Annotated in this window: 20 protein-coding genes; 8 read left to right on the plus strand and 12 right to left on the minus strand. The window is 69.2% G+C overall.

Going from position 1 to position 25,299, the window contains the following annotated elements:
• Window positions 1-41: 41 nt before the first annotated feature.
• Together ACWEOO_RS28170 and ACWEOO_RS28175 are read right to left on the minus strand one after the other, a co-directional pair.
• Entirely contained in the window at window positions 42-1,709 is a 1,668-nt protein-coding gene (locus ACWEOO_RS28170) for a DUF222 domain-containing protein (protein WP_452145583.1), read from the minus strand.
• Between the two features lie 307 nt (window positions 1,710-2,016).
• The gene (locus tag ACWEOO_RS28175; RefSeq protein ID WP_452145584.1) at window positions 2,017-3,411 is read right to left on the minus strand and encodes an FAD-binding oxidoreductase; all 1,395 of its coding nucleotides are present in this window, start codon (window positions 3,409-3,411) and stop codon (window positions 2,017-2,019) included.
• 196 nt (window positions 3,412-3,607) lie between these two features.
• Here ACWEOO_RS28175 and ACWEOO_RS28180 point away from each other — a divergent pair, with 196 nt between their 5' ends.
• Window positions 3,608-4,813 carry a DUF2786 domain-containing protein gene (locus tag ACWEOO_RS28180; protein WP_452145585.1) on the plus strand — a complete coding sequence of 402 codons (1,206 nt, stop codon included), beginning with the start codon at window positions 3,608-3,610 and terminating at the stop codon, window positions 4,811-4,813.
• Entirely contained in the window at window positions 4,810-5,328 is a 519-nt protein-coding gene (locus tag ACWEOO_RS28185; RefSeq protein WP_452145586.1) for a dTDP-4-dehydrorhamnose 3,5-epimerase family protein, read from the plus strand. The genes ACWEOO_RS28180 and ACWEOO_RS28185 overlap by 4 nt, the downstream gene beginning before the upstream one ends.
• On the opposite strand, the gene ACWEOO_RS28190 is transcribed toward ACWEOO_RS28185, so the two are convergent.
• A complete protein-coding gene (locus ACWEOO_RS28190; RefSeq protein WP_355699655.1) occupies window positions 5,288-5,887 on the minus strand; it encodes a TetR/AcrR family transcriptional regulator in 600 nt (199 codons plus the stop codon). The genes ACWEOO_RS28185 and ACWEOO_RS28190 overlap by 41 nt on opposite strands.
• A 125-nt stretch (window positions 5,888-6,012) precedes the next feature.
• On the opposite strand from ACWEOO_RS28190, the gene ACWEOO_RS28195 reads away from it, so the two are divergent.
• On the plus strand, window positions 6,013-7,491 hold the full coding sequence (locus ACWEOO_RS28195; protein ID WP_452145587.1) for an MFS transporter: 1,479 nt from the start codon (window positions 6,013-6,015) through the stop codon (window positions 7,489-7,491).
• Here ACWEOO_RS28195 and ACWEOO_RS28200 read toward each other — a convergent pair.
• The 4 genes from ACWEOO_RS28200 to ACWEOO_RS28215 form a co-directional block, all read right to left on the minus strand.
• On the minus strand, window positions 7,480-8,460 hold the full coding sequence (locus tag ACWEOO_RS28200; protein ID WP_452145588.1) for a GNAT family N-acetyltransferase: 981 nt from the start codon (window positions 8,458-8,460) through the stop codon (window positions 7,480-7,482). The two genes, ACWEOO_RS28195 and ACWEOO_RS28200, sit on opposite strands and share 12 nt — an antisense overlap.
• Window positions 8,461-8,500: 40 nt before the next feature.
• On the minus strand, window positions 8,501-9,538 hold the full coding sequence (locus ACWEOO_RS28205; RefSeq protein WP_452145589.1) for an alpha/beta hydrolase-fold protein: 1,038 nt from the start codon (window positions 9,536-9,538) through the stop codon (window positions 8,501-8,503).
• An 11-nt stretch (window positions 9,539-9,549) separates the two neighbouring features.
• Window positions 9,550-11,226 carry an arginine--tRNA ligase gene (argS, locus tag ACWEOO_RS28210; RefSeq protein WP_452145590.1) on the minus strand — a complete coding sequence of 559 codons (1,677 nt, stop codon included), beginning with the start codon at window positions 11,224-11,226 and terminating at the stop codon, window positions 9,550-9,552.
• Window positions 11,227-11,347: 121 nt separating this feature from the next.
• Window positions 11,348-13,411 carry a bifunctional glycosyltransferase/CDP-glycerol:glycerophosphate glycerophosphotransferase gene (locus tag ACWEOO_RS28215; protein WP_452145591.1) on the minus strand — a complete coding sequence of 688 codons (2,064 nt, stop codon included), beginning with the start codon at window positions 13,409-13,411 and terminating at the stop codon, window positions 11,348-11,350.
• A 191-nt stretch (window positions 13,412-13,602) separates the two neighbouring features.
• On the opposite strand from ACWEOO_RS28215, the gene ACWEOO_RS28220 reads away from it, so the two are divergent.
• Entirely contained in the window at window positions 13,603-14,376 is a 774-nt protein-coding gene (locus ACWEOO_RS28220) for a cell filamentation protein Fic (protein WP_452145592.1), read from the plus strand.
• 293 nt (window positions 14,377-14,669) lie between these two features.
• Here the strand turns inward: ACWEOO_RS28220 and ACWEOO_RS28225 are convergent, their stop codons facing one another.
• Window positions 14,670-15,467 (minus strand): HAD family hydrolase, encoded by a 798-nt coding sequence (locus ACWEOO_RS28225; RefSeq protein ID WP_452145593.1) that lies wholly within the window; start codon window positions 15,465-15,467, stop codon window positions 14,670-14,672.
• Between the two features lie 415 nt (window positions 15,468-15,882).
• Between ACWEOO_RS28225 and ACWEOO_RS28230 the strand changes: the two genes are divergently transcribed.
• Window positions 15,883-17,556: a chitinase gene (locus ACWEOO_RS28230; RefSeq protein ID WP_452145594.1), complete on the plus strand. Its 1,674-nt coding sequence runs from the start codon at window positions 15,883-15,885 to the stop codon at window positions 17,554-17,556.
• A 2-nt stretch (window positions 17,557-17,558) separates the two neighbouring features.
• A complete protein-coding gene (locus ACWEOO_RS28235; RefSeq protein WP_452145595.1) occupies window positions 17,559-18,461 on the plus strand; it encodes a helix-turn-helix domain-containing protein in 903 nt (300 codons plus the stop codon).
• Here the strand turns inward: ACWEOO_RS28235 and ACWEOO_RS28240 are convergent.
• Together ACWEOO_RS28240 and ACWEOO_RS28245 are read right to left on the minus strand one after the other, a co-directional pair.
• On the minus strand, window positions 18,458-18,907 hold the full coding sequence (locus tag ACWEOO_RS28240) for an aminoacyl-tRNA deacylase (protein ID WP_363707636.1): 450 nt from the start codon (window positions 18,905-18,907) through the stop codon (window positions 18,458-18,460). The genes ACWEOO_RS28235 and ACWEOO_RS28240 overlap by 4 nt on opposite strands.
• Window positions 18,908-18,911: 4 nt before the next feature.
• Window positions 18,912-20,123 carry an MFS transporter gene (locus ACWEOO_RS28245; RefSeq protein WP_452145596.1) on the minus strand — a complete coding sequence of 404 codons (1,212 nt, stop codon included), beginning with the start codon at window positions 20,121-20,123 and terminating at the stop codon, window positions 18,912-18,914.
• Between the two features lie 71 nt (window positions 20,124-20,194).
• On the opposite strand from ACWEOO_RS28245, the gene ACWEOO_RS28250 reads away from it, so the two are divergent.
• Together ACWEOO_RS28250 and ACWEOO_RS28255 are read left to right on the plus strand one after the other, a co-directional pair.
• Window positions 20,195-21,082 (plus strand): LysR family transcriptional regulator, encoded by an 888-nt coding sequence (locus tag ACWEOO_RS28250; protein WP_452145597.1) that lies wholly within the window; start codon window positions 20,195-20,197, stop codon window positions 21,080-21,082.
• Between the two features lie 79 nt (window positions 21,083-21,161).
• Window positions 21,162-21,935 carry an SGNH/GDSL hydrolase family protein gene (locus ACWEOO_RS28255; RefSeq protein ID WP_359941079.1) on the plus strand — a complete coding sequence of 258 codons (774 nt, stop codon included), beginning with the start codon at window positions 21,162-21,164 and terminating at the stop codon, window positions 21,933-21,935.
• Window positions 21,936-21,972: 37 nt separating this feature from the next.
• Here the strand turns inward: ACWEOO_RS28255 and ACWEOO_RS28260 are convergent, their stop codons facing one another.
• Both ACWEOO_RS28260 and ACWEOO_RS28265 read right to left on the minus strand, forming a co-directional pair.
• A complete protein-coding gene (locus ACWEOO_RS28260; protein WP_452145598.1) occupies window positions 21,973-23,514 on the minus strand; it encodes a cellulose binding domain-containing protein in 1,542 nt (513 codons plus the stop codon).
• A gap of 28 nt (window positions 23,515-23,542) precedes the next feature.
• Entirely contained in the window at window positions 23,543-25,264 is a 1,722-nt protein-coding gene (locus ACWEOO_RS28265) for a glycosyl hydrolase family 18 protein (protein ID WP_452145599.1), read from the minus strand.
• Window positions 25,265-25,299: the final 35 nt, after the last annotated feature.

Consider the following 25,299-nt stretch of genomic DNA (forward strand, 5'->3'; position numbering starts at 1 on the left):
CCCGCAGGCCTGCGGGTAGGAGGTTGTTGTGTTGTCCGGGCTCAGCCGGTGGCTGCGAAGGCGGCCGCTTCCCGGAGGGCAGCCTCGTCGGCCCGCCATCGCGAGCGGTCGGCGACGGTCTCCACCACGACGCCCTCGACCGCCCGCAGGCCGACGTCTCCGGGCTCGGTGGGCTCGTTGGGCTGGGTGGACTGGGTGGGCTCGGTGGGCTCGGACTCGCGCGGGTCCGTCCTGCCGCTGGGTGGTCGGGCGCGCGGGGGTGCTGTGCGTCGGGCTGTGGCGGGGCTGGGTGCGGGTTCGGCCCAGCTGGGGCGGGCGACGTGGACGATGCCGTCGAGGATGGTGATGTGCCAGCGGCCCCTGTGCAGGTCGACGTGGTGGCGACGGCAGAGCAACGCCAGGTTCGAGACTTTGGTGTCGCCGCCGTCGATCCAGGAGATCAGGTGGTGGGCGTCGCACATGATCGGCGGGGCTCCGCAGACCACGCAGCCGCGGTCGCGGGCCTCCAGCGCGCGGCGCATCGCCTTGGTGACCAGGCGTTCGAGGCGCCCGACGTCCAGCGGTTCGGAGTTCGAGCCCAGCACCAGGGGGATGATGTTCGCGTCGCACGCCAGCCGCCGGATCGTGGCCGCTGACAGTCCGCTGTAGACGGTGCGCCCTATCGCGTCCGCGGTGGCGGACCTGAGGTCTTCGAGGTCGATCGTGACGGTGATGTTCGCCTTCGCCCCGTACCCGGCCACCCGACGATCCTTCCCCACCCTCCCAGCACCCCCCGCATCGCCCGCGCTGCTGGCGCTGCCCGCGTTGCCGGCGCTGCTCGCCGCGGCTGTGGGCGCCGCTGCAGGTCCGGTCGGTCCGGTCGGTCCGGTGGGCGCGGTGGGTCCCGTGGTGTCCCATGCGGCAGCGGCGATGCTCAGGGCGCCGGACAGGGCGTCGGCCTGGCGCTTGTCGCGGGGGCGGGGGTCGTGTTCGCCGTCGACGGTCTTGTGTGGGCGGGCGCCGGCGTGCACGACGGCGCGCAGGAGTTCGGCGTTCTCGTTGGCCAGGAAGCCGTTGAACTTCACGCCGTTGTCGGCAGCCGAGAGTGTCAGGGACTCGCGTTCATACGCCTTCAGTTCTTCTGGTTCGGGGCCGTCGGAGTCGAGCAGGTCGGCGATCTCCTTAGCGGCGGTGCGTAGTTCGCCGGGTGACAGGTGGCCGGCCAGCCCGACCAACTGCTCCGCGGCGGCGTCCAGGTGTTCCACCGGGACCCGCGGCCGGACCCGGTCGAGCCCGAACACGATCGCGGCCGCCTGCGCTGGCCGCAGCAGCCAGCCATCATCACCACCGGCCTCGGATCCACCGTCCCCGGATCCGCTGTCGTCGGGTACGCCGTCCCCGGATCCGCTGTCGGGTATGTCGGCGGTCGTGGCGGAGGCGGGCGAGGCGGTGCGTTCGAGGGCGGTGGCTACGGCCGGGTAGTGGGTGGCGGTCTGGGCGAGGCGGAGGGTGCGGCGGGCGGCCGGTGGGTCCAGGCGGTAGCGGAAGCGCAGGAGTTCGGCGGTGTCGCGGGCGCCGAGCTCCTCGGCGTACCCGGTGGACTCGATGGCGGCGATCACGCTCAGCCGGTAGGCCTCCAGGCGGGCGAGCTCGGCTTCGACTGTGTCGAGGGTGGACAGCAGTTCGCTGCCACTCATCGACCACGCCGGCCGTTCGCCTAGAAGTTCCATGGCATTGACTCTAGACGGCGGCACCGACAGTTTCCGAGCCGGAATCCCCTTATTTTGTGGGCTTTCTGTGGGCCCACGCCAGCAAACACCCTGGCATCTTCAGGACTGGGCGTCCTCGGTTGCGGACGACTGCCCCCCTCGGTCCGCAGCTCGATCGCGGCACCAGCCGAGAGAGGAGGAGAACTTCAGCGACTGGTCCGGCGGGCGAGTTCGGTGAGCCGGGAGCGGTCCAAACGGCGACAGACGTCACCGGCCCACGAACCCGGCCACGCGCCCGAACCCCCAGGCTCTCTGCTTGTAAGGGCTTCTAGGCGGGCTTGATGTTCGCGTTGCGGTGGAAGACGTTCTCCGGGTCGTACTTCGCCTTGATCGCCGCCAGTCGGTCGTACTTCGCGCCGTACGACGCGCGTACCCGGTCGTCCACGCCGGTGTCGCTGATCGCGTTCACGTAGCTGCCGATCCCGCGGCTCACCGGGATTGTTGCCGCCCACAACGAGCGGGCCCACTCGCGGTCGTGCTCGAGCAGTTCGGGCGTCGGGCAGACGGCGATGATGAAACCGGCGTACCCCGGCGCCCGGCTGCCGCTGAACGCGGTGGCGTCGTCGGGGACCTTCGAGTACGCGTTGTCGAGGCGGTAGAACAGCACGACCGAGCCCGGCGACTGCTTGCGCGGCACGTGTTCGGTGAGCACCGCGATCGCCTCGTCGGTGAAGTCGTCGAGGTAGAAGCCCTTGTCGTAGGCGTGGAATCCCCAGCCGTTCGCCTCGTCGAGCATCTGCTGCAGCGCGAGGTACGGCATCGGACTGGCGAACTCGAACAGCGGCGGCACCGTCGCGCGGATCTCGTCCAGGACGGCCGCGTGCTCCGCGGCCGACCCGAAGCTCGGGACGATCAGCGCGTACCCGGGCCGGAAGTGGTACTCGGCCGGCACGAACGGAGCCGGCGGTGCGCTGATCGCGCCCACCACGATGTTCACCTCGGCCGGCAGCTTCGCGATCACCTCGCGGGCCATCCGCAGCACCTCGGCGCCCTGGTCGAGATCCCAGAACATCATGCCGAACTGGATCATCGGCGCGACCTCGTGCAACTGGAACTCGAACTCCGTCACGATGCCGAAGTTGCCGCCGCCGCCGCGGATCGCCCAGAACAGGTCGGGGTTCTCGTCGTCGGACGCGCGCAGGATGCGGCCGTCCGCGGTGACGACCTCGACCGACAGCAGGTTGTCGATACTGAGACCGAACTTCCGGCTCAGCCAGCCCATCCCGCCGCCGAGCGTCAGTCCGGCGACACCGGTGTGGCTCACCATGCCGGCCGGCGTCGCCAGACCGTGTTCCTGCGCCGCCGCGTCGAGCTGACCGAGCAACGCGCCGCCGGCGGCCGTGGCCCGGCGCGCCTGCGGATCGACCGTGACTTCGTTGAACTCGCTCAGGTCGATCATCAGCCCGTCGTCGACCGAGCTCATGCCACTGATGCTGTGCGCGCCGCCACGGACCGCAATCTCCAGTCCGTGCTCACGCGCGAACAACACCGCACGGCTGACGTCCGCAGCGCTCCGGCACCGGGCGATTACGGCCGGGTGCAGGTCCTGGTCCGCGTTCCACAGCCGGCGCGCGTCGTCGTACCCGCCGTCGTCAGGGCCGAGCACCGATCCTTCGAAGTTCTGTCGCAGATCGCCGATCCCACTGCCGGCAAGTTGAGTCATGACGAAGCCTCCCCCTGTGATGTCCCCTGTAGGCAGGATCGTCCCGACGCGGGCTCAAAGCAACGGGTCTGATGGTCTGATTCCGGTGGAACGCGTTGTCCGAATCGTACGTCGCCTTGATCTGCCGCCGGAGTCTGTCCACAGGTTCCGCGGACGCCGTTTGGGTCGACCGTGCGCGACTGTCAGACTCGTCCGCGTGACTGATCAGGAAATCCTCCGGCTGTTGCCGATCGCGGCGGCCGCCGTTGCCGTCGCCGACGACCGCGCAGACACCCAGCTGGCCAGGCTGGGGGCGTACGACGAGCGCGACCAGGCGGCCGTGGATCGTTGCCTGCAAGGATTCCTGAATGCGTTGGTCCGCGGTGCCTGGGAGCGCGGCTGGGCGCCGGCGGATGTGGTCCAGCACGGACGGCGCCAGCTGGAGGCAGCCGTCGAGCCGTTGTTGCTGGCCGCGATCTCGGCCGAGCACGAGCAGTATGCTCCCGCCGCCATCGATCCGCGCTGGCTCGACCAGCTCACCGATCTCGGTGTGCCGCAGCCGTTCGCCGAGCTGCGCCTGACCGCGTGGGCCGCGACCGCGCGGGTCGGCCGCTACCTGAGCCTGCATCACGCGCTCGCGCTTGCGGGCTTCCTGCAGACCCTGCCGGTGATGGCCCGCCTGCTCCCGCTGCCCGGTGCGCCGGCCCGCGCGGCACGCCCCGCCGTACCCGTGGACGGAAAGATGCTGGCGCGGATCCGGGCTTTGCTCGCGAAGGCGGAAGCGACCGAGTTCCCGGACGAGGCGGAAGCGCTGTCCGGGAAGGCGCAGGAGCTGATGGCGAAGTTCTCGCTGGACAGTGTGCTGGTGACGGCGGAGGAGGAGATCCCGGACGACTCGTCGGCGCGCCGGCTCTGGATCGACACGCCGTACGTCTCGGCCAAGGCGCAGCTGGTCGGCGCGGTCGCCGCGGCGAACCGCTGCCGGACCGTCGTGATCGAGGACCTGGCCGTCGTCACGATCGTCGGCGCCGAGCTCGATCTGCAGCTCACCGAGATCCTCAGCACCTCGCTGCTGGTCCAGGCGAACCGGGCGATGATTGCTGCCGGCAAGCACATCGGTCAGCGCGGCGAGTCGCGGACCCGGTCGTTCCGGCAGTCGTTCCTGATGGCCTATGCGCAGCGCATCGCCGAGCGGCTCGAGCAGGCCTCCGCCGCGACCCAGGCCGCCGTGCCCGAGGCCGAGGCGGGCCGGCTGCTGCCGGTGCTCGCCAAGCGGGAGGAGCAGGTGGATGCGTTGTTCACCCAGCTGTTCCCGAGGACGACGACCCGGCGGACCCGCATCACCAACGGCGCCGGGTGGCACGCGGGCCTGGCCGCCGCCGACCAGGCGCAGCTCGAGGCCCGTCGGCAGGTGCGCCGGTGAGGACCGAGGAGACGTCGATCCCGGGAGTGGTGCATGTCGGGCTGCAGGTCCAGCCGCACGACGACGGGTGGTTCAAGGAGAACTTCCACCGCGAGAAGCTGGCCGAGCTCGGCATGGTCGTCGTCCAGCACAACGTCGCGTACTTCGAGGACGCCGGCATCGTCCGTGGGATCCACGCGGAGCCGTGGGACAAGTACCTGTCGCCGTCGTCCGGCCGGGTGTTCGCCGCGATCGTCGACCTCCGCGACAACGACACCTTCGGCCGCGTCGAGACCTTCGAGCTCGGTCCGTCGGACGCGCTCTACGTGCCGCGCGGCGTCGGCAACTCATTCTGCACGGTGGCGCCGCACACGACATACAACTTCCTGGTGAACGAGCACTGGTCGCCGGAGCGGGTGGCGGTGGACCTGTTCGACGCGGAGCTGGCGATCGAGTGGCCGGTCCGGGAGCTCAAGTACACCGAGCGGGACGCGGCTAACCCTTCGCTGGCTGCGCTGCGGGAGCAGCGGGCCTGAGCCCGCAGAGCACGATGTCGAGCAGGCGGTGGGCCTGCTCCGGCGGGGTGTCGGCGTTGTGGGTGATGCCGCCGACGAGCCGCATGACGTCGGCCAGCTCCAGCTCCGGCCGGACGTCGCCGGTCGCCTTCGCCTTGTCCAGCAGTAGTTGCCCAGCCTCCTGCACATTCACCTTGCAGGCCTTGAAGAACGGGGACTCCTTGCCGAGGGCATCGATCAGCTCGGTGGCCAGGCTCTTCTTGGACAGCCCGTAGCCGACGAAGCTGCGCAGCCACGCGGCCAGCGCGTCGAACGGTTCCAGCTCCCGGTCGAAGTCGTACGCCCGGTCGCAGACGGACTGGATCTCGTCCACGTAGACCGCCTCGAGCAGCGCGGTCCGGCTGGGGAACCGGCGGTAGAGCGTGCCGATGCCGACTCCGGCCCGGCGGGCGATCTCCTCCAGCGAGGTGTCGGTGCCGTGCTCGCCGAAGGTCTCCCGGGCGGCCGTCACCAGGCGGTCGTAGTTCCGGGCGGCGTCCGCACGGGTGGGCCGTGCGCACGGCAGGGGTTGCGGCGCCAAGTTCGACCTCCTCACGGGTCGGTCCAGAATATCGCTTGCAAAGCGGAGGGTGCCTCCGTATCGTATCCGGAGGAGCACTCCACTTTTCCTTCCACAACTGTAGCCCCTCCGGGGTAAGGAGCAATATGTCGGCAACATCCTCAGGCCCGGCCGGCGCCGGAACCGGCACGCCTGCGCGGCGGCCGGGGGTCGTGCTCGCGGTCATCCTGGTCACCCAGCTGATGGTCATCCTCGACGGCACCGTGGTGAACATCGCGATGCCGCACATCCAGCAGGCATTGCACTTCAGCCCGTCGAGCCTGTCGTGGGTGCAGAACGCCTACGCGCTCGCGTTCGGCGGCCTGCTGCTGCTCGGCGCCCGCGCCGGCGACCTGCTCGGCCGCCGCCGGGTGTTCATCACCGGTATCAGTGTCTTCACCCTCGCGTCGCTGCTCGGCGGCCTCGCCCCGAACGCCGAGCTGCTGCTCGCCGCACGCGTCCTGCAGGGCATCGGCGGCGCCATCGCCGCGCCGGCGGCCCTGACGCTGCTGATGCTCACGTACCGCGAAGGTCCCGAGCGGATGAAGGCGCTCGGCTACTACAGCCTCGTCTCCTCCGGCGGCGGCAGCGTCGGGCTGGTGCTCGGCGGCATGCTGACCGACTGGGTGTCGTGGCGCTGGGGCCTGTTCATCAACGTCCCGATCGGTATCGCCCTGGTCTTCGCGGCCCGCCGCGTGCTGAGCGAGACCGCCCCGGAGACCGGCCGGTTCGACGTGGCCGGTGCGCTCACCTCGACGCTCGGCATCACCTCGCTGGTGTACGGGTTCATCCGGGTCGCCGAGGCCGGCTGGTCGTCGGCGGAGGTCCTGGTCGCGTTCGCGGCCGGCGTCGTGCTGCTGGTCTCGTTCGTCCTGATCGAGCGCCGCGTGAGCCACCCGATCGTGCCGTTGCGGTTGTTCAAGTCCGCTCAGCGGTCGGCGTCGTACCTCACCATGCTGCTCGTGGTCGGGACGATGTTCGGGATGTTCTTCTTCCTGACGCAGTACCTGCAGGGCGTGCTCGCGCTGAGCCCGCTGACGGCCGGTCTGGCGTTCCTGCCGCTCACCGGTCTGCTGTTCACCGCGTCGCGCGTCGTACCGAAGCTGGTCGCCCGGATCGACGGGGCGAAGCTGCTGGTGGCCGGGTCCACCCTGGTCACGCTCGGCACGATCTGGCTGACCCGGCTGGACGCGCACAGCACCTACCTGCACGACGTGGTCGGTCCGATGCTGCTGTTCGGAGCGGGCGCCGGGATGATCTTCATCCCGCTCGTCGGCCGCGCCATCTCGGGTGTCGCGCCGGAGGACTCGGGCGCCGCGTCCGGCATGCTGAACGTGGTCCAGCAGGTCGGCGGCGCGCTCGGCCTGGGCATCCTGGTGACGATCTTCGGTACGGCGAGCCGCAACTCGACGGCGACCGCACCGCGGGAGGTCCTGGTCCACGGCGTGCACGCCGCGTTCGTCGGAGCGCTCGTCTACGCGGCCGTGAGCCTGGCGATGATCGTGTTCACGGTCCGGCCGTGGACGTGGTTCCGCAGCGAGCCGGAGCCGGTCGAGGCCCCGGTCGTCGCGGACTCACACGTCTGACGGAAGGGGCAGCGCGTAGTCGGTGAACTTCTTGTGAGTGGTGAAGCCGAGGTTCTCGTACAGGCCGAGCGCACCGGTCGGGTTGTCGGCGTCGACGCCGAGACCGGCCCGCTGGTAGCCGGCCTGTGCGCCCTCGGTGAGCACCTTCGCGATGGTCGCCCGTGCCAGCCCGCGGCCACGGTACGCGCGCCGCGTGCCGACCTGGCCGATGTACAGCTCGCGGACGCCGGTCGCCTCGGTGTCCGCCTCCCACTCGTAGCAGTTCACGTACGCCGCGACGGTGTCGCCGTCCAGCACGAGGTACGACTGCCCGCCGCGGAACGCCCGCGAACCGATCGACCGTGACCGCCACGTCTCCGGAGTCGGCGGCGCCCAGCCCCAGTGGTCGGAGAACGCCTCGAAGTGCGCCAGCCGCAGGGCCTCGTCGTACGACGGGTCGTATCCCGTCAGCCGGAGCCCGTCGGCCACCGACGCCTCCGGCACCGGCTGGTCGAGCGGACGGCGCATGTCGAAGAAGAACCGCTCGGGCTTGAAACCCAGGCCCTCGAACAGGCTGCTCGCGCTGACGTTGTCGCTGGCCGCGCCGGTGCCGACCAGGCCGGGCACCTGCGGGTGGGTGGCGGCGTGCACTTCGCCGGCGCGCTGGATCAGCCAGCGCATCAGCACCGTACCCAGGCCGCGCCGCCGCCATTCGGGGTCGATCGTGCCCTCGGTCCGTACCCGGTCGACGTCGACCACGGTGTGCGGCACGTGCAGCTGGCCGTAGCCGACCATCCGGCCGTCGGCCCACAGACTGATGCTGTCCCGGCCCAGGTCTACGTTCGGGCGGTTCACGGCCTCGGCCAGGTCCGCCGCGGCGAAGTTCTCGCCGTCCTGGTCGGCCTTCTCCTTGGCGGCCATCAGCACCGCCCACGCCTCGACGTCACCCTTGTCGATCGGGCGCGCCGCGATCCCCTCCGGCCAGTTCATGGCTCGACGGTACGGCGTCCGCCGGGCGACGGCACGCCAATTAGCCGAGCTGCTCGGCGAGCCAGCGCACCGCCATCGGGTAGCGGTACTCGATCCCGCCGTGGGTGCCCTCGAACAACTCGAAGTGGATCCGCTCGTCCGCGAGACCGGCCTCGCGGGCGGCCCGGTGGAACGCGGTGGCGCCGAGATCCAGGTAGTACTCGTCCTGCCGGCCGGCGTCGATCCAGACCGCGCGCAACGAGCGCAGCGCCTCGGCGTACTGCGGCTCCTTCACCATCTCGACCGGATCGCGGGACAGCCAGCGAGCCCAGATGTCCGGGATGATCGCCCCGAGGTCGTCGAACGGCATCAGCACCGTGCCGTCGGGCTCGGCGGAGTACGCCGACGCATAGCCGTACATCTCCAGCAGGTGCAGGTCCTCGTTGGTGGTCCGGCCGGTCTTGGTCGCGAGCACCTCGAAGTACTTCTCGTAGCTGCCGTCGTACTTGTCCCGCAGCGTCCGCGCCCGCTCCGGGAACTCGGGCCGGTAGCAGACGTCGAAGAGCGCGTCACCGGCGTGCGTCGCGAGCGCCCCGAACACGTCCGGGCGCAGCAGCGGCGTCACCATCGCGGTGTAGCCGCCACTCGACTTGCCGGTGACGGCGCGGTGGTCGCGGTCGGGGATCGTCCGGTACGTCGCGTCGACCCACGGCACGATCTCGTCGCACAGGTACGACTGGTACTGCCCGGTGCCGGGGGAGTCGAGGCACTGGCTACCGCCGTACTTCGTCCACGAGTCGACGAACACGACGACGGCGCGCGGCACGCTCTCGTCGGAGAACATCGCGTCCAGCAGCTCCGGGTACGGCTGCCGGAACGGGACCCGGTTGAACCACATGCCGACGTGACCGGTGTAGCCCATCGTCACGTAGATCGCCGGGTACCGCTCGCCCGCGTTGGCCGGGTCGTCGTACCCCGGCGGCAGGTAGACCAGCACCGGACGCTCGTGCGGATCGCCCAGCGGGTTCCCGCGGAGCAACTCACTCGTGTACGTCGTCTGGTCCAGACGTCCCTTGAACTCGGCCGACCACGGCAGCATCGGTCCTCCACTCACATCGCATCGGGGGCCTCGATCCCCAGCAGGCCGAGTCCATCCTGCAACACTTTCCGGGTCGCGGTGCAGAGGGCGATCCGGCTTGCTCTGGTCTCGCCTTCGCTGCTCAGCACGGGGCACTGCTCGTAGAACACCGAGAGCGCCGAGGCGACGTCGTACAGATAGGTGCAGAGTCTGTGCGGCTGGAGTGTCTCGGCGACCTGTTCGACAACGGCGCCGAAGCCGGTGAGGAGGAGAGCGAGCCGCTGCTCGGCCGGGTCCTTCAGCTCGGTGACCTCACCTGATACGTCTGCTTTGGAGAGCAGTCTGGTGAGCCGGGCGTGGGCGTACTGCAGGTACGGGCCGGTGTTGCCGGTCATCGCGACCATCCGGTCCAGGTCGAACACGTAGTCGTTGCCCCGGTCGCTCGACAGGTCGGCGTACTTGACCGCACCGATCCCGACGGCTCTCGCGGTCGCTGACCGGTCGACACCTTCGCGTCCCGCCAGCAGCGCGTCGGCCCGGGCGACCGCGCTCTCGAGCAGGTCGACGAGCTTGACCGTGCCGCCTTCTCTTGTTTTGAAAGGCTTTCCGTTCGGTCCGAGGACGGTGCCGAACGAGACGTGCTCTGCGGGTACGTCGAGCCAGTGGGCGGTTCTCGCGAGGGTGAAGATCATGTCGAAATGCAGGGCCTGCCGGTGGTCGACGACGTAGACGATCCGGTCCGCCTTCAGGGTGCTCACCCGGTGACGTACGGCGGCGAGGTCTGTTGCGCTGTAGCCGAATCCGCCGTCGGACTTCCGGACGATCACCGGAAGCGGATCGCCGTCCCGGCCCTGGAACCCGGGGAGAAACGCGCACAGGGCGCCGTCGGACTCCGTCAGCAGACCCTGCTGATCCAGGTCGCTGACGACGTGCGGGAGGTCGTCGTTGTAGGCACTCTCGCCGACGACGTCCTGTCTGGTCAGTGCGGAACCCAGCAACGCGTAGACCTGGTCGAAGTCGTCGAGGGACACGTCGACCATGTGCCGCCACATCGTCCGCGTCTCCGGAGCACCCGACTGTAGCGCGACGACCCGCAGCCGCGACCTGTCGGCGAAGGCGCCGTCGGCGTCGAAGTGCTTCCGGCTCCGCTCGTACAGCTGCTGCAATCCCTGCAGATCAAGGGAATGCGCGGTGATCCCCTCGTCGAGCAACTGCTCGATCATCATCCCGTACTGCGTGCCCCAGTCGCCGACGTGGTTCTGCCGGATCACGTCGTACCCGACGAACTCGAGCACCTTGCACAGCGCGTCGCCGATCACCGTCGACCGGAGATGGCCGACGTGCATCTGCTTCGCGACGTTCGGCTGCGAGTAGTCGACGACGACCCGCCGGCCGTTGCTGCCGAAGGTCTCGGGCTCGTTGACCGCCCTGGCGAGCGTCTCGGGCAGCAACGTCAGATTGATGAATCCAGGTCCGGCGATCTGCGGCGGCCGGCAGAGGTCGTCGAGCTGTAGTTCGGCGATCAGGCGCTCGGCGACGCCCCGCGGCGGCAGGCCGAGGGCGTTGCCGATCCGCAGCGCGACATTGCTCTGGTAATGTCCGAACTCGGGCTTGGTCGCCGACCGCAACTCCGGGTCGTACGGCGTACCGAAGGCGGCCGCGGCGGCAGCGGACAGTCTCGTGGACAGGACAGGCAGAACTGCGGACATGACGTGGTCCTTCACCGAAGATGACGCGACTGGAACAGGCTGAGGTGTTCAGACAGTGCGTCGTCGTCGCAGGCTGAAGCGCACACGCGAGGTGTGGACAGGCTTCAGGCTGATCGACATGTCAGCCATTATGCACGAAGTACGCCGAGGGGGCCGGGGACCGGTCGGCCAACGGCGTGATCGCCGGGAGCTCGAGCTCGCCCAGGAACACCCGCCGGACGACGCGCTCGGCCGCGCGGCCGTCGTCGAACTCGCAGAACTTCTCCCGGAACAGATGCCGGTGCTTGGCCGCCTCGGGCGCCGCGAACGTGCCGTTGCGCAGCGCGGTGAACAGCTCCTCGGCGGAGCGCGCGACAACGCCGGGCGGGAACTCGGCGACATCGAAGTACGTGTCGGTCCGGTCGTCATCGAGGAGCAGGATCGGCCGGTCGAGATTGGCGTAGTCGAAGATGATCGACGAGTGGTCCGAGACCAGGACGTCAGCCGCCAGCATCAGGTCCTCGGCCCGGGACTGCTCGTCGATGCCGAGCACGCGGGTGTGCTCGCCGGCCGCGGTCGCCAGCCGGTCCGAATCGAGGCGCTCGTCGGACGCCGGCGCGTAGAGGATCACCAGGTGCGAGTCGTCGTACCCCAGTCCGGCGCGGATCGCGCGGACCTCGTCGAGTGTCGCGGTCAGCAGCCGGTCGTTGCGCGGGTAGCCGTACTCGAGCTCCTCGAAGTACGAGGGGTAGATGCGCTCCCAGATCTCCGACGAGTACCGGTTCGAGGACAGGTTGAAGTCCCAGCGGTCGACCGCGCGCATCAGCTCGTCCCTGCCCTCCACGGTCAACGCCGCCGTCGTCAGCGGCGTACCGTGCTGGGTCTGCAGATGCACCTGGCCCTGGCGCTTGTCCAGGTCCTTGGGCCAGTTCGCGTCGCTGACGAAGTACGTCGCCTTGCCGAGCAGCTTCTCGTACGCCGGGGAGTCCGCGACGACGTACTCGACGCCCTCCGGGATCGCGCCGACGTGCTCCTCGTCGACGACCCAGACCCCGCGCAGCTGCGGCGCGAGCTCGGCCGCCTTCTCGCAGATCGCGCGCGGATTGCCGGCGTACTGCGTGCACCCGCCCGCGGCGTACGCGACCAGGTTCGGATCGAGCTTGCCGCGGCGCAGCAGCTTGCCGACCCGCTTGCGCGGGCTCGGGGCGTGCAGCATCCGCGCGCTCAGCTTCAGCGTCGAGTAGGTCGCGTAGTCGTCGTGGATCAGCAGCCAGCGCTTGAACCCGCGGGCCGTCCGGTCGGTGCTGTAGCCCCCGGGCTTCCACCGCTTGGCGAACGCGTGGGCGGCGTGGAAGAACTCGGCCCGGTCCTCGGTGTCGATCCGCTCGGGCTTGGCGAGCACGGCGAGGATGTGATCGAGCGACCGGTCGAAGGCGAACCGGCGCCAGCCGGCCAGGTCCGGGTCGGACTGGATGAACGCGTGCACCCGGTCGTACTGGTCGAAGATGTCCCACTGGCGGCGGCCGCTGGTGGCGTGGATGTTGCCGCCGGTCCGGTGCTGCCGGTAGTGCACGACGACCCGGTCCAGGGTCGCGATCCGCTCGGCGGTGAGCATCGTCGAGTAGGTCCACGGCGCGTCCTCGTAGAAGCCGCTGGTGAACGCGAAACCGTGCCGGGTCAGGAACTCCCGCCGGTGTGCCTTGTTCCAGACCACCTCGAGAAAAGTCAGGAAGATCGGCCGCTCGGCCGCCGTGAACACCCCTGCGCCCTCGCGCGCGAACGCGTCGTGCCGCTGGCTGCCGAGCACCCGGCCGTCCCAGTAGATCCGCTCGTAGTCGAACATCACGATGTCCGGCTGCCGCGCGTTGTCGATCCGGGTCGCGATCGCTTCCAGGGAGCCGGGCAGGTACTCGTCGTCGGCGTCCAGGAAGAGCACGTACTCGCCGCGGCACTCCTTCAGGCCGGCGTTGCGGGCCGGGCCGAGGCCGATGTTCTCCTCCAGGTGCAGCGCCCGGACCCGCGGGTCGGCGGCGGCGTACTCGTCCAGGATCCGTCCGGAGCCGTCCGGGTCCGCGTCGTCGACCCCGATCACCTCGAAATCGCTGAACGACTGACCGAGCACCGAGTCCAGGCACGGCCGCAACCACGCCCGCGAGCCATGGCAGGGGACCACGATGCTGAACCTGGGGACGGTGCCGAGCGCCATGCCTAGTCATCCTAGGCCGTGCCTGGTGGTCCCACGTCGTCGCGAGCAGGTGCTCGGCGCGGTAGCTCGGCGTGCTGGAGCGAAGGGCGCGATGCGGATCCATCATGTCCTTTGCTCCAGTGCGGCGAGATGCCGTGCCGAGTGCCGCGCAGTAGACGTGGGGCCGCCAGGCACGGCCTTAGGGTGCAGGTATGAGTGTTGACGTGTTCGAGCCGTTGGGTGGTCTGGAAGGGGTCGGGTCGGCGGCCCGGGCGGCCCGGGACGCGGTCGACGTCCTGCTCCGGGACCGGGGTCTGCGCCGCGTCGGTTCGGACATGACCGCGGAGGCGCTGCTGCGTGGGGCGCACGCGTCCGCCGCGCTGGCCGGCAGTACGGCGACACCGGACGACGTACGCCAGGGCACCGCCGACGGACTGGCCTCCGGCGCGGTCCGGCTGACCGGCGAACTGATGACGCTCGCTCCGCAGCTCGACAAGGCCCCGGTGCAGGTCTGGACCAGACTGCACCAGTTGGCCGCGGCCGATCTGCTCCCCGAAGACCAGTTGGGCCATCTCCGGACCAGTGCGGAACCCGTACCCGACGACATCCCCGGACTGCCGCCGGCCCCCGGCGCCGACGAGATGTGGGAGCGGTTGAGCGCTCTCGCGCAGAACCTCACCCGCCCGACGAAGGCGCCCGGCCTGGTCGTCGCGGCGATCGTGCACGCCGAACTCGCCGTGCTGCGCCCGTTCCCGGCGGCGAACGGACTGGTCGCCCGGGCCGCCGAGCGCTGCCTGTTGGTTGCCCGGGGCATCGACCCGGTCGCGGTCACGGTCCCTGAGGGTGGTCACTATGTGTTGCGAGCCAGCTATGCGTCCGGCCTCACCGACTACACAGCGCGAGGACTGACGGGTGTTCGTGATTGGCTGCTGCGATCCTGCGAGGTCGTGACAAAAGGTGCCGAGCTGTCGCCGCTCGCCTCCTGAGCGCGTCCCCGGATGCTCGGCCGAACGTGCGAACGGCGCTCTCCTGGGAGAACGCCGTCGCTGGCACGTTGCCCTGGTTACCATGCGTGCACCGGTTTGCCGCCACAGGACTGGCCTGGGTCGCGCTGCCCGTTTGGGATGGGCTGGTCGCCGCGTGGGTACCTGAGTTTCCGTGCAATCTCTACCGGACCCGAAGGTCCTTTGTTGATTCCTTTGTACTCCTGAAACCCCTTTCTGGGAAGGGGATGCGGCGTGCTTCATGGAGTTGAGAAGTATGAAGCGCGCTTCAGCTCTCAGCTCGCCCGGGCCCGGCGGCGGGAGGCCAGCAGCAGCGCCCCGGCGGCGATCGCGGCGACCACCCCGGCCGCCAGCGCGGGACGCCGTACGCCCTGGAATCCGATCCGCTCGGCCGGCTCGGCGAACTCCAGGATCGGCCAGCCGCGCTCGACCGCGACCCGGCGCAACGCCTTGTCCGGGTTGACCGCGTACGGGTGCCCGACGGCGGCCAGCAGGGGCTCGTCGGTGATCGAGTCCGAGTACCCGTAGGACGCGGCCAGGTCGTAACCCTCCGCCGCGGCCAGCGCCTGGATCGCGGTCGCCTTGTACGGACCGTACGCATACTCGGCGATCTCGCCGGTGTACTTGCCGTCAGCAACTACCATCCGGGTGGCGATCACCCGGTCGGCGCCGAGCATCGCGCCGATCGGCTCCACCACCTCGGCGCCCGACGACGACACGATCACCACGTCCCGGCCGGCCGCATGATGCTGCTCGATCAGCTCCACCGCCTCGCTGTGGATCATCGGCCGGACGATGTGGTCCAGGGTGTCGGCGACGATCGCCCTCACCGTCGACACGTCCCAGCCGGTGCACATCGCGGAGATGTACTCCCGCATCCGCTCCATCTGGTCGTGGTCCGCGCCGCCGAGCAGGTAGACGAACTGGGCGTAGGCGCTGCGCAGCACGGTCCGCCGGTTGATCAGGCCGCCGGCGTAGAACGGCCGCGAGAAGGCCAGCGTGCTCGAGCGAGCCAGAATGGTCTTGTCCAGATCGAAGAATGCCGCCGATCGAGCCGTCCCAGGGTGCGCCATGGAGTCGAGGATAGAGATCGGAGCGAAACGCCGGGGGACCCGGGCTTTTGTGTGGGCCGGTATCCCGTTAGACTGGTGAGCAGTGTGACAGTGACACTGGCTGGAAGCGCCTGATCGGGTGGGACCAGCGCCTGGGTGACACATAATCGGTTGAAATCGAACTGAGATGTGTGAGGCCCGGTCCAGGGGGTACATACCCTCTGACAGTGGCAGACTGTCGCCTCCTGAACGGCCCCCGGCTCCTCCCCCCGAGCCCGTGGCCGAAGACGGCCCCCGGTCACCCCCCCGCCGGGGGCCGTCGCCTTTCCCGGCTCAGCCAAGTAACCGTAAAGATTCTCGTTTTTCTGCGCGTGGGAGCGTTCTCACTTTATGTAGGGTCTTGACAATGTAATTGCGCGGTCACAGGTTGTAAGGCATGAAACCGCCTGCACACCGCCCCCAGGCAGCGGTCGTCATCAGCCTGCTCGTCGTAGTCATGACCTTCCTGGTCCCCGGTCCCGCCTCCGCGGCCACCAACCTCGTCACGAACGCCGGCTTCGAGTCCGGCACGCTCTCCGGCTGGTCGTGCCCGGCCGGCAGCGTCACGACGACCGCCCCGCACTCCGGCTCGTACGCGCTGTCGGCCACCCCGAGCGGGAGCGACATCGCCCGGTGTTCCCAGTCGATAGCAGTCCAGCCCAATACGGCGTACACGCTCTCGGCGTGGGTCAAGGGCTCGAACGTCTACCTCGGAGTGGACGGTGGTCCTTCGACGTGGACCACCAGTTCCGGCTGGAGCCAGCTGACGGTGCCGTTCACCACTGGCGCCTCCAGCTCCGTCACGATCTACGTCCACAGTTGGTACGCACTGCCGGCGTACCAGGTCGATGACGTCGTACTGGACGGGCCCGGCGGGACGCAGGACACCACGCCGCCGTCGACGCCCGGCGGCCTGACGGTCGGCAGTCCGACCTCGAGCTCGCTGAAGCTGACCTGGTCCGCGGCGTCCGACGCGAACGGTATCGACCACTACGACGTCGTCCGCGGTACCGGGGCGGCGCAGAGCGTCGGCAACGTGACCAGCTGGACCGCTACCGGGCTGAGCGCCTCCACCACGTACTCGTTCAAGGTGCGGGCGTGTGACCCGAGCGGCAACTGCTCGCCGTACGGCGCCGCGGTGTCCGGCACCACCTCCGAGGGCGGCACCAACCCGCCCGCTGCCCTCCCGGCCCATGTCCTCACCGGGTACTGGCAGAACTTCAACAACGGCGCGACGGTGCAGAAGATCTCCGACGTGCCGGCGGCGTACGACCTGATCGCGGTCGCCTTCGCGGATGCCGATCCGTCGAAGCCGGGCGGCATCACGTTCACGCTGGACAGCGCCGGGCTCGGTGGGTACACGGTCGCGCAGTTCAAGGCGGACATCGCGGCGAAGCAGGCGGCCGGCAAGAAGGTCATCCTGTCCGTCGGCGGCCAGAACGGCACCATCTCGGTGGCGGACCCGACGGCCGCGGCCAACTTCGCGTCGAGCGCGCTCTCGGTGCTGCGGACCTACGGGTTCGACGGGATCGACATCGACCTGGAGAACGGCGTCAACGCGCAGTACATGGGTCAGGCGCTGCACAGCCTGCAGAGCCAGTTCGGCAGCGGGCTGGTGATCACCATGGCGCCGCAGACGATCGACATGCAGAGCACGTCGTTCGAGTACTTCAAGCTCGCGCTGGCGATCAAGGACATCCTGACCATCGTCAACGTGCAGTACTACAACTCCGGCTCGATGAACGGTTGCGACGGCCAGGTGTACTCGCAGGGCTCGGTCGACTTCATCACCGCCCAGGCCTGCATCATGCTGCAGGGCGGCCTCCGTCCCGACCAGGTCGGTCTCGGCCTGCCGGCGTCGTCCAGGGCAGCCGGAAGCGGGTACGTCGCGCCGTCGGTCGTCAACAACGCGCTGGACTGCCTGACCAAGGGCACCGGGTGCGGCAACTACAAGCCGAGCACTCCCTGGCCGTCGCTGCGCGGTGCGATGACCTGGTCGACCAACTGGGACGCGTCGAACGGCAACCAGTTCGCGACCCAGGTCGGCGGCCACGTGCACTCGCTGCCCTGATCATGCACAACTATCGACCGACTCCGTTGCTGGAGGCGCTCGGTGTCTGCTCGGAGGACGAGCAGCTCTACCGGGCGCTTCTGGCCCGCCCGGAGTCCACTGCGACCGAGCTGGCCTCGTACGTCGGCTGGCCGGCCAACCGCGTCGGCCGGCACCTGAAGTCACTGCTGTCCCTCGGCCTGGCGTCCCGTACGCCAGGCCGTCCGGCCAGATACCTGCCCGCCGTACCGGAGGCCGCGGTCGAGCTGCTCGCGCTCCGGAAGCAGGCGGCGATCGTCGAGGCGCGGCTGGGCGCTGCGGTGCTGACGGCCGAGTTCCGTCAGCCGGACGCGTTCACGGTCATCCGTGGCGCCGAAGCGATCGCCCAACGCTTCTACCAGGCGCAGCAGTGCGCGCAGGACGAGGTGCTCGTGCTGGACCGCGTGCCGTACGTCGCGGTCCCGCGCGGGATCACCTACCGAGCGATCTACGACATGGACTCACTGTCCCAGCCGGGCGACCTGGCGGCCGCTCGCTCGTCCGGCTGCTGCCGGATGCTGCGCGACGTACCGCTGAAGCTGGTCGCCGTCGACCGCCGTACCGCATTGCTGCCGACTGCTCCGGACGTCGTGGTGGAGCTCGGTCAGTCAAGCCTGCTGGACGCCCTGCTGCGCCTCTTCGACCTGCTGTGGCAGCAAGCCAGCCCGCTGACGCCGTCAGTGTCCTCGGACGGTCCGTTGACTCCGGAGGACCAGCAGCTGCTCTCGCTGGCCGCTGCCGGCCTGACAGATCAAGCCATCGCCCGCCGACTGGGGGTTGCCCAACGCACAGTAGAACGCCGGATGCAGCGCATCCTGAAAGCGCTGGATGCGACCACACGCTTCCAGGCAGGACTCCGAGCAGGCCAGCAAGGACTACTGGTCTAATCGGTCACGTCAGCCACGGTGGCGTTGAGAGCCTTGGCGAGTGCCCCGGCGTCGACGGTGATCCCGACGCCGTGGTCACCGCCGCCGATCGAGATCGTGCCGGTGATCCGCTCGTCGGCGATCACCGGCCAGGCGTGCGTGCTCCCGAGCGGTGTGATCGTCCCGCGGACGTAGCCGGTGACGTCGAACGCGGTGTCCTTGTCCGGCATCGAGATCCGGTTCACGCCGAGCAGCGTGCGCAGCTTCGGCCACGCGATCTCCCGGTCGCCCGGCACCAGCACGAACCGGTAGTCGTCGTCGGACAGCCGGACGACGATCGTCTTGATCAGCCGCGCCGGCTCGATCCCGCGGGCCGCCGCGGCCTCCTCCAGCGAGTTCACCCGGCCGTGCCTGGTCACCTCGTAGGTGAGTCCCAACTGGTCGGCAGCATCCGTGGCTCTGGTCACCGGATCAGTTTTGCACCCGGCTGGGAACGTTCCGCAGCAGGACGGCGAGGATCAACGTGACGAGGAACAGCGCCCCGGCCTCCCCGGCGACTCCGGTCCACTCGGCGTGGCTCCACGCCGTACCGGCCAGGCCGCCGAAGACCGAGGACCCCAGGTAGAACGCGAAGAGGTACATGCTCGACGCCTGCCCCGTTCCGACTCCGCTCGCGTGCGCCCTCGCCGGGACCCAGCCACTGGCCACGCCGTGCACCGCGAAGAAGCCCGCAGTCATCACAGCCAGTCCCAGGATGATGAGCGGTAGCGGCGCGGCCAGGGTGATCGCCACGCCGGCCAGAGTGATCAGACACCCGACCGGCACCACCTTGCGCCTGCCGTAGCGATCCGCCAGCGTTCCGGCCATGGCTGACCCGGCTGAGCCGAGCAGATAGACACAGAACACCAGCCCGGCCGCGCCGGCGCTCAGCTCGTACGGCGAGCCGGACAGGCGGAAGACAGCTCCGTTGTAGACAGCGACGAATGCGCCCACCGCCGTCGCAGCGATCCCGTAGAGCGCCAGCAACGCCGGGTCCCGCAGTACGCGGAAGAGGTCATGTGGTCGCGCGGCGGTCGGGTGGAAGTTCCGTGACGCCGGCAGGAGCAGCCAGACAACAGCGGCGCACAGTATGCCGACCAGGGCGATCCCGCCGGTCGCGAAGCGCCATCCGCCGAGGTCGGACAACCCGCCGGCGATGAGTCGTCCCGCCATACCGCCGACGGCCGTACCGGCGATGTAGAGGCCACTGGCGCGTGCGTGGCTGTCTTGGTGCACCTCCTCCCGCAGATACGCCATGGCGACGGCTGGAAGGCCGGCCATCGCGATTCCCTGCAGACCCCGCAAGGTCAGCAACAGGTGCCAGGTCGGCGCGAATGCGCTGAGCAGCGCGAAGACCGACGTCGCGGCGACCGACCAGCGCATCAGGTTGGTCCGGCCGAGGACCTCGGATGCCGGACCGGCGATCAGCAACGCGAGCCCCAGACCGAACGTCGCGAACGAGACGCTGAAGGCGCTCTGGCTGGGGGAGACGTGGAAGGCGTCGACGAGCTCCGGCAGCAGCGGTTGCGTGCTGTAGAGCAGTGCGAACGTCGCCAGACCGGCCGCGAACAGTGCGACGGAGAGCTTGCGGTACTCCGGGTCGCCGGGCAGGTACCCGGTCTGGTGGGCGACGGACTGGTGCATGTCTTCGACGGTCGCACGGGATTTCCGATACGTAAAATGTCGATCTCAGCAGCAATCGATACGATTTCAGTATGCATGTCGAGGATCTGCGCTGGTTCGCCGTACTCGCGGAGACCGAGCATCTGACCGAGGCGGCCGCCGCGCTGGGCACCAGTCAGCCGAACCTGTCCCGGTCGCTGCAACGGGTCGAGCGCGCGTTCGGCGTACCGCTGTTCGAGCGGGAGCGTCGCGGCGTACGGCTCAATCCCTACGGCCGCCTCGTGCTCGATGCCGCGCGGGCCGGAGTCACAGCGGTCGACACGGCGAAGCGACAGATCGACGCTCTGCTCGATCCGGAGTCCGGCACCGTGCGGCTGGCGTTTCTGCACTCGGTCGCGACCAGCTTGATGCCTGACCTGCTGAAGGCCTTCCGGGCAGTGGCGCCACGCGTCGAGTTCCAGTTGCGGCAGGAGCCCGCGCACGACATCGTCCAGGACCTGGAGACGGGGGAGGCGGAGATCGCGATCGTCGCGCCGCGGCCGGACCCGTCACGCTTCGGGTGGCATCTCCTCGAGCGGCAGCGGCTCTGTCTGCACGTACCGCCCGGGCATGCGCTGGCGTCCCGGCACCGGGTGGAGCTGGAGGCGGCGCGGGACGAGGCGTTCGTCGGGCTGCAGCCGGGCTTCGGTTTCCGGCGGGTGACCGACCGGCTGTGTCGTGAGGCGGGGTTCAGCCCGCAGTTGGCGTTCGAGGCGACCGACCTCGCGACGATCGACAGTCTGGTCGGTGCCGGGCTCGGTGTGGCGATCCTGCCGGCCGGCGCGGTGCGCGGGAACGACAGCGGGGCGGTGTCCGTGCCGCTGGCCGGCGTACGGTCGCGACGGGAGATCGGGATGTCGTGGCGGCTGAGTGCGCCGTTGACGCCTGCGGCGGAGCGATTCCGGGCGTTCGTACGGTCCCGTCCGGTGACGACGAGTTGACTGTGACTTCCGTAGCCTTCGTTCCATTTTCTCGCTGTCGACTTGCAGAGAGAGGGCTTTCCCCCGCACCCTTACGTGCGTGAGGAAGCGTCTGGGTTCGTTCCGGCCGAGTCGCCGGCTGCTGTTCGCGGCCGGGACCGCGGCGGCTGCGTCGACGGTTGCCGCCGGCACGGCCGAGGCCACTCCGGGCTCCCCGGCGGCAGCCACCGCCGGACTGCTCTCACTCGGCGCCTACGGCTCCGGCGTGCTCGGCGCCTGGGAGCGCCAGGCGCGCGCGATCTCGAACGAAGGACAGATCCGCCGCACTCGGGAGACCGACGGCGTCTTCATGTTCGGCGACAGCATCGGCGTGCAGGACGGCCCGGCGCTCGCCCGGCAGCTGAACCAGCTCGGCATCACCATCGCCGTCCACAACTGGGCCGGCCGCCCGGTGACGCCGGCCGTCGACGCGCTGGACACCTGGGCGCAGGAGTACGGCCTGCCGCACCGGATCCTGATGTCAGTCGGGTCCAACGACATCTTCACGCCGCCGGCCGTCGAGGCGCAGGTCGACCGGACCATGAGCATCGTCGGCGACGAGCGGATCGTCTACTGGGTCAACGTGCAGGCGGCTCGTACCGCGCACGGTCCGGACGTGAAGGTCGCCGACCAGCGCAACAGCGCCTGGATCAACCTGCAGCTCGCCGACGCGCAGCGGCGCTACGACAACCTGCGGATCGTGCACTGGGCCGAGCACCTGGCCTCCAGCCCGAACCGGCTCGCCCGGCTGCTCCGCGACGGTCTGCACCCGTCGGTCCCCCTCGGGCAGAACGCCCGCAACGGCCTGATCATCGAGGCGATCAAGGCCGGCTGAGTGCGGCCTGCCGGCCGCACTCAGCTCGACCTGTCTTTCAGAAGCCCGCGGTGATGCGGGTGAAGTCCCAGTCGCCCTGGGCGATACCGCTGCAGTTGGACACCACGCCGCCACCGGCGCAGCCGCGGTCGCGGTTGACCGACCAGAACGCCAGCCGGCTGAGCCCGTTGCTCTTCGCCCAGTTGGTGATGTTCTGCCAGGTCGCGGTGGTGGTCATCTCCTGCTGGTCGGACAGACCGTTCATGCCGGAGATGCCCTGGTGCGCGTAGGCCTGCGCCGTGGTCCAGCCGAAGACGGACTTCAGCTTGTTGTTCAGCCCCTGGGACGCGCCGACCGTGTCGTTGTAGATGTTCGAGCTGCCGAAGTCGAACGGCATCAGCGTGAAGATGTCGATGTTCGCGCCGAGCGCCGCAGACCGCTCGATGAGGCGGTTGCCCCAGTAGTTCGGGCCGGTCGTCGACGTACCGAAGGTCAGGATCGTCGTGATGCCGGGGTTGTTCTGCTTGACGATCTTCAGCGCGTTCAGGATGCGGTCCTGGACGACCTCGCTCTCGAACTCGTCGGAGTTCTCGATGTCGACGTCGATCGTCTTCAGGCCGTACGCGTTGATGACCTGCTGGTACGCGCCGGCCAGCGCCTCGGGCGTGCTGCAGTTCGGGCCGAGCTTGTTCCCGCTCCAGCCGCCGATCGACGGCACGATGTCGCCGCCGGCGGCGCGGATCTGGGCGATCGCGTTGGCGTCGGCGCTGCCCTGCAGCGGGCGGCTGCCGTCCCAGGCCGGGTTGCAGCCGCCGGACGACAGGATGAACGCCATCGTGAACCACTTGATGCCGGTCGCGTTCATCACCGTCGCCGGGTTCGGCGGATCGCCCCAGCCCATGTACAGGTACGGCGCGGCCTGCTTGGTTCCGGTGTTTCCGCCGCCGGTGCCGGTCTTGACCGAGATGGTGCCGCTCTTCGGTCCTTCACCGGCGCTGTTCGACGCGCTGACCTGGTAGCTGTACGTCGTGTTCGCGGTCAGTCCCGAGTCCGTGTACGACGTACCGGTCGGGCTGCCGACCTTCGTACCGTTGCGGTAGACGTTGTAGCTGGTCGCGCCCGACGCGGCTGACCACGTGAGGCTCACCGACGACGCTGTCGACGTACCGGAGAGACCTGTGGGTGCGGCCGGGACCGTGCCGCCACCACCACCCGAGCACGAGCCGCCGTTCAGCCGGCAGGCGGCGAGGCCGGGAAAGTTGCCCGGGCTGCCGTTGAAGCCGAAGCTTGCAGTTGCGCCTGGGGCGAGCGGTCCGGCCCAGCTGGGCGGGGTGAACGTGTGTGTCTGGCCGCTGCTGGTGTGGTTGGCGTCCCAGGTGGAACTGACCGTGTAGCCGGACGGGAAGTCCAGTGCGACCGACCAGGTGCTCAGAGAGCTCGTGGTGCCGTTGGTGATGGTCACCTTGCCTTCGAAGCCAGTGCCCCAGTCGGAGACTTTGGTGAAGGTGGCAGTGACACCTGCCGCGTTGGCTGCCTGTGCGGTCAGCAGAGCGATGACTACCGCGGTGATGGCCGCGATCGCCAGAGAGATGCGTTTCATGATGCTCCGATCAGTGGGCGGTACGTGATCAGACCCGTCCCCAGAGTGCGGGGACGTTCGGCGGCTCCCAGCCGGTCAGGGACGTGTGGCCCTGGATGCACTTGTAGGTGACACCGGCGTACGTCACGAGCGCACCGGTCGCGTACGCCGTGTTGGGCGCCCACGGCGTAGCCGTCGGGGGCGTGGGAGTCGGGGTGGGAGTCGGGGTGGGCGTGGGTGTCGGGGTCGGTGTCGGGGTGGGCGTGGGTGTCGGCGTGGGCGTCGGCGTAGGTCCGCCGGAGCAGCCCGCGGTGTCGGCGTTGACCGCGTCGACCACGTTGTTGAAGAGGGTGACGTTCGGGTCGAGTGCCTCGAGCGAATACATCATTGCGCCGGCCAGTCCGTTGCAGTGCTGGTAGTCGGCCTTGGCCTTGATCGACTGGGCGTTGTCACCGGACCAGAACGTGCCGTTGCTGTAGAACCACGACGACTTGGTGGTGTCGTCGAAGTACGTCGCCGAGGGGTTGTCGACGAAGCCGGTGAGCTCCTTGTAGAACGAGACGCCCGGCACGTTGCCGCTCAGCGCGTGCCCGTCGGCCGGTCCGGTCGCGGTCTGGTACTTGCCGTTCGCGGTGGCCGGGACACCCTTCCATCCCCTGTAGTAGAAGGGATATCCGATGCTGAGCTTGTTCGCCGGGAACCCGCCCGGGATGCCGTACGCCGCGTCGCCGGTGGTCCAGGCCTTCACCGCGGAGTCGATCGAGTACTTGCCCTGCCCCGGCGGGATCGGGTTGCTCGGATCGTTCGGCGCCGTGTACAGCGGGTCCTGGAAGTTCGTCGGCCCGGTGGCCTCCCAGCCGCCGTGCATGTCGTACGTCATCACGTTGTTGTAGTCGAGGTACTGCCCGATCTTGTTCGTCTCGATCGTGGCGATCTTGTCCTGGCCGGCCGGCGTTGCGGCGGTCAGGTAGTACCGCTTCCCGGTCTGGCCGCCGTACGCGTCGAGTTGCGCGCGGAACTCGGCCAGCAACAGCGTGAAGTTCTGCTTGTCGGCCGGGCTGTAGTGGTTGCCGACGTGACCGTTCGGCGAGCCCGGGTACTCCCAGTCGATGTCGACGCCGTCGAAGATGCCGGCCGCCGAACCGGGACCGCCGAAGCCGTCGATGACCGGCAGGTCGCCCTTGAGGAACATGTTCACGCAGGAGCTGACGAAAGCCTTGCGCTTGGTGTCGGTGGAGGCCGCGTCGGAGAAGTACTTCGAGTACGTCCAGCCGCCGATCGAGATCAGGATCTTCAGGTTCGGGTACTTCGCCTTGAGCTTCTTGAGCTGGTTGAAGTTGCCCTGGATCGGCTGGTTCCACACGTCACCGACGCCGTCGACGCTGATGTCCGCGCCGTACGACTTGCCGTAGTCGGCGAACGCGTCACCCGCGCCGTCACCGGCGTTCGGGTTGTTCTCGTCCTGCGACGCGGCCTTGTTGGCCATGAAGCAGGTGTGGTTGACCGGGTCGATGTTGGCGAACGCGTAGTTCAGGAAGTCGAGCTTCGCGCCGACCCCGGTGGTGACCATGTTCTTCGGGTAGAAGCCGTTGGCGTAGATCCCCCACTGGGTGAAGTACGCCGTCTTGACGCCGCCGCTGGTCGCCTGTGGCGCCGCGGTGGCTGCGTCGGCCGTCGTGGCGTCCGGACTCGCGAGCGAGACGCCGGCGGCGGTGATCAGGGCGGTGGCCGCGACGGCGGCCGTGGCGGCGAGCGTGCGTAATCGACTCATCAGGTTCCTCCGGAGCGATGGGACGGAAGCGGTCC

It is taken from the genome of Kribbella sp. NPDC004138 (assembly GCF_053603655.1).

Excerpts from the sequence above, each read along its gene's own strand:
- ACWEOO_RS28170 (WP_452145583.1), bottom strand. The coding sequence starts at position 1,709 with ATGGAACTTCTAGGCGAACGGCCGGCGTGGTCGATGAGTGGCAGCGAA.
- ACWEOO_RS28175 (WP_452145584.1), bottom strand. The coding sequence starts at position 3,411 with ATGACTCAACTTGCCGGCAGTGGGATCGGCGATCTGCGACAGAACTTC.
- ACWEOO_RS28195 (WP_452145587.1), top strand. The coding sequence starts at position 6,013 with ATGTCGGCAACATCCTCAGGCCCGGCCGGCGCCGGAACCGGCACGCCT.
- ACWEOO_RS28200 (WP_452145588.1), bottom strand. The coding sequence starts at position 8,460 with ATGAACTGGCCGGAGGGGATCGCGGCGCGCCCGATCGACAAGGGTGAC.
- ACWEOO_RS28205 (WP_452145589.1), bottom strand. The coding sequence starts at position 9,538 with ATGCTGCCGTGGTCGGCCGAGTTCAAGGGACGTCTGGACCAGACGACG.
- argS (WP_452145590.1), bottom strand. The coding sequence starts at position 11,226 with ATGTCCGCAGTTCTGCCTGTCCTGTCCACGAGACTGTCCGCTGCCGCC.
- ACWEOO_RS28215 (WP_452145591.1), bottom strand. The coding sequence starts at position 13,411 with ATGGCGCTCGGCACCGTCCCCAGGTTCAGCATCGTGGTCCCCTGCCAT.
- ACWEOO_RS28220 (WP_452145592.1), top strand. The coding sequence starts at position 13,603 with ATGAGTGTTGACGTGTTCGAGCCGTTGGGTGGTCTGGAAGGGGTCGGG.
- ACWEOO_RS28225 (WP_452145593.1), bottom strand. The coding sequence starts at position 15,467 with ATGGCGCACCCTGGGACGGCTCGATCGGCGGCATTCTTCGATCTGGAC.
- ACWEOO_RS28230 (WP_452145594.1), top strand. The coding sequence starts at position 15,883 with ATGAAACCGCCTGCACACCGCCCCCAGGCAGCGGTCGTCATCAGCCTG.
- ACWEOO_RS28235 (WP_452145595.1), top strand. The coding sequence starts at position 17,559 with ATGCACAACTATCGACCGACTCCGTTGCTGGAGGCGCTCGGTGTCTGC.
- ACWEOO_RS28245 (WP_452145596.1), bottom strand. The coding sequence starts at position 20,123 with ATGCACCAGTCCGTCGCCCACCAGACCGGGTACCTGCCCGGCGACCCG.
- ACWEOO_RS28250 (WP_452145597.1), top strand. The coding sequence starts at position 20,195 with ATGCATGTCGAGGATCTGCGCTGGTTCGCCGTACTCGCGGAGACCGAG.
- ACWEOO_RS28260 (WP_452145598.1), bottom strand. The coding sequence starts at position 23,514 with ATGAAACGCATCTCTCTGGCGATCGCGGCCATCACCGCGGTAGTCATC.
- ACWEOO_RS28265 (WP_452145599.1), bottom strand. The coding sequence starts at position 25,264 with ATGAGTCGATTACGCACGCTCGCCGCCACGGCCGCCGTCGCGGCCACC.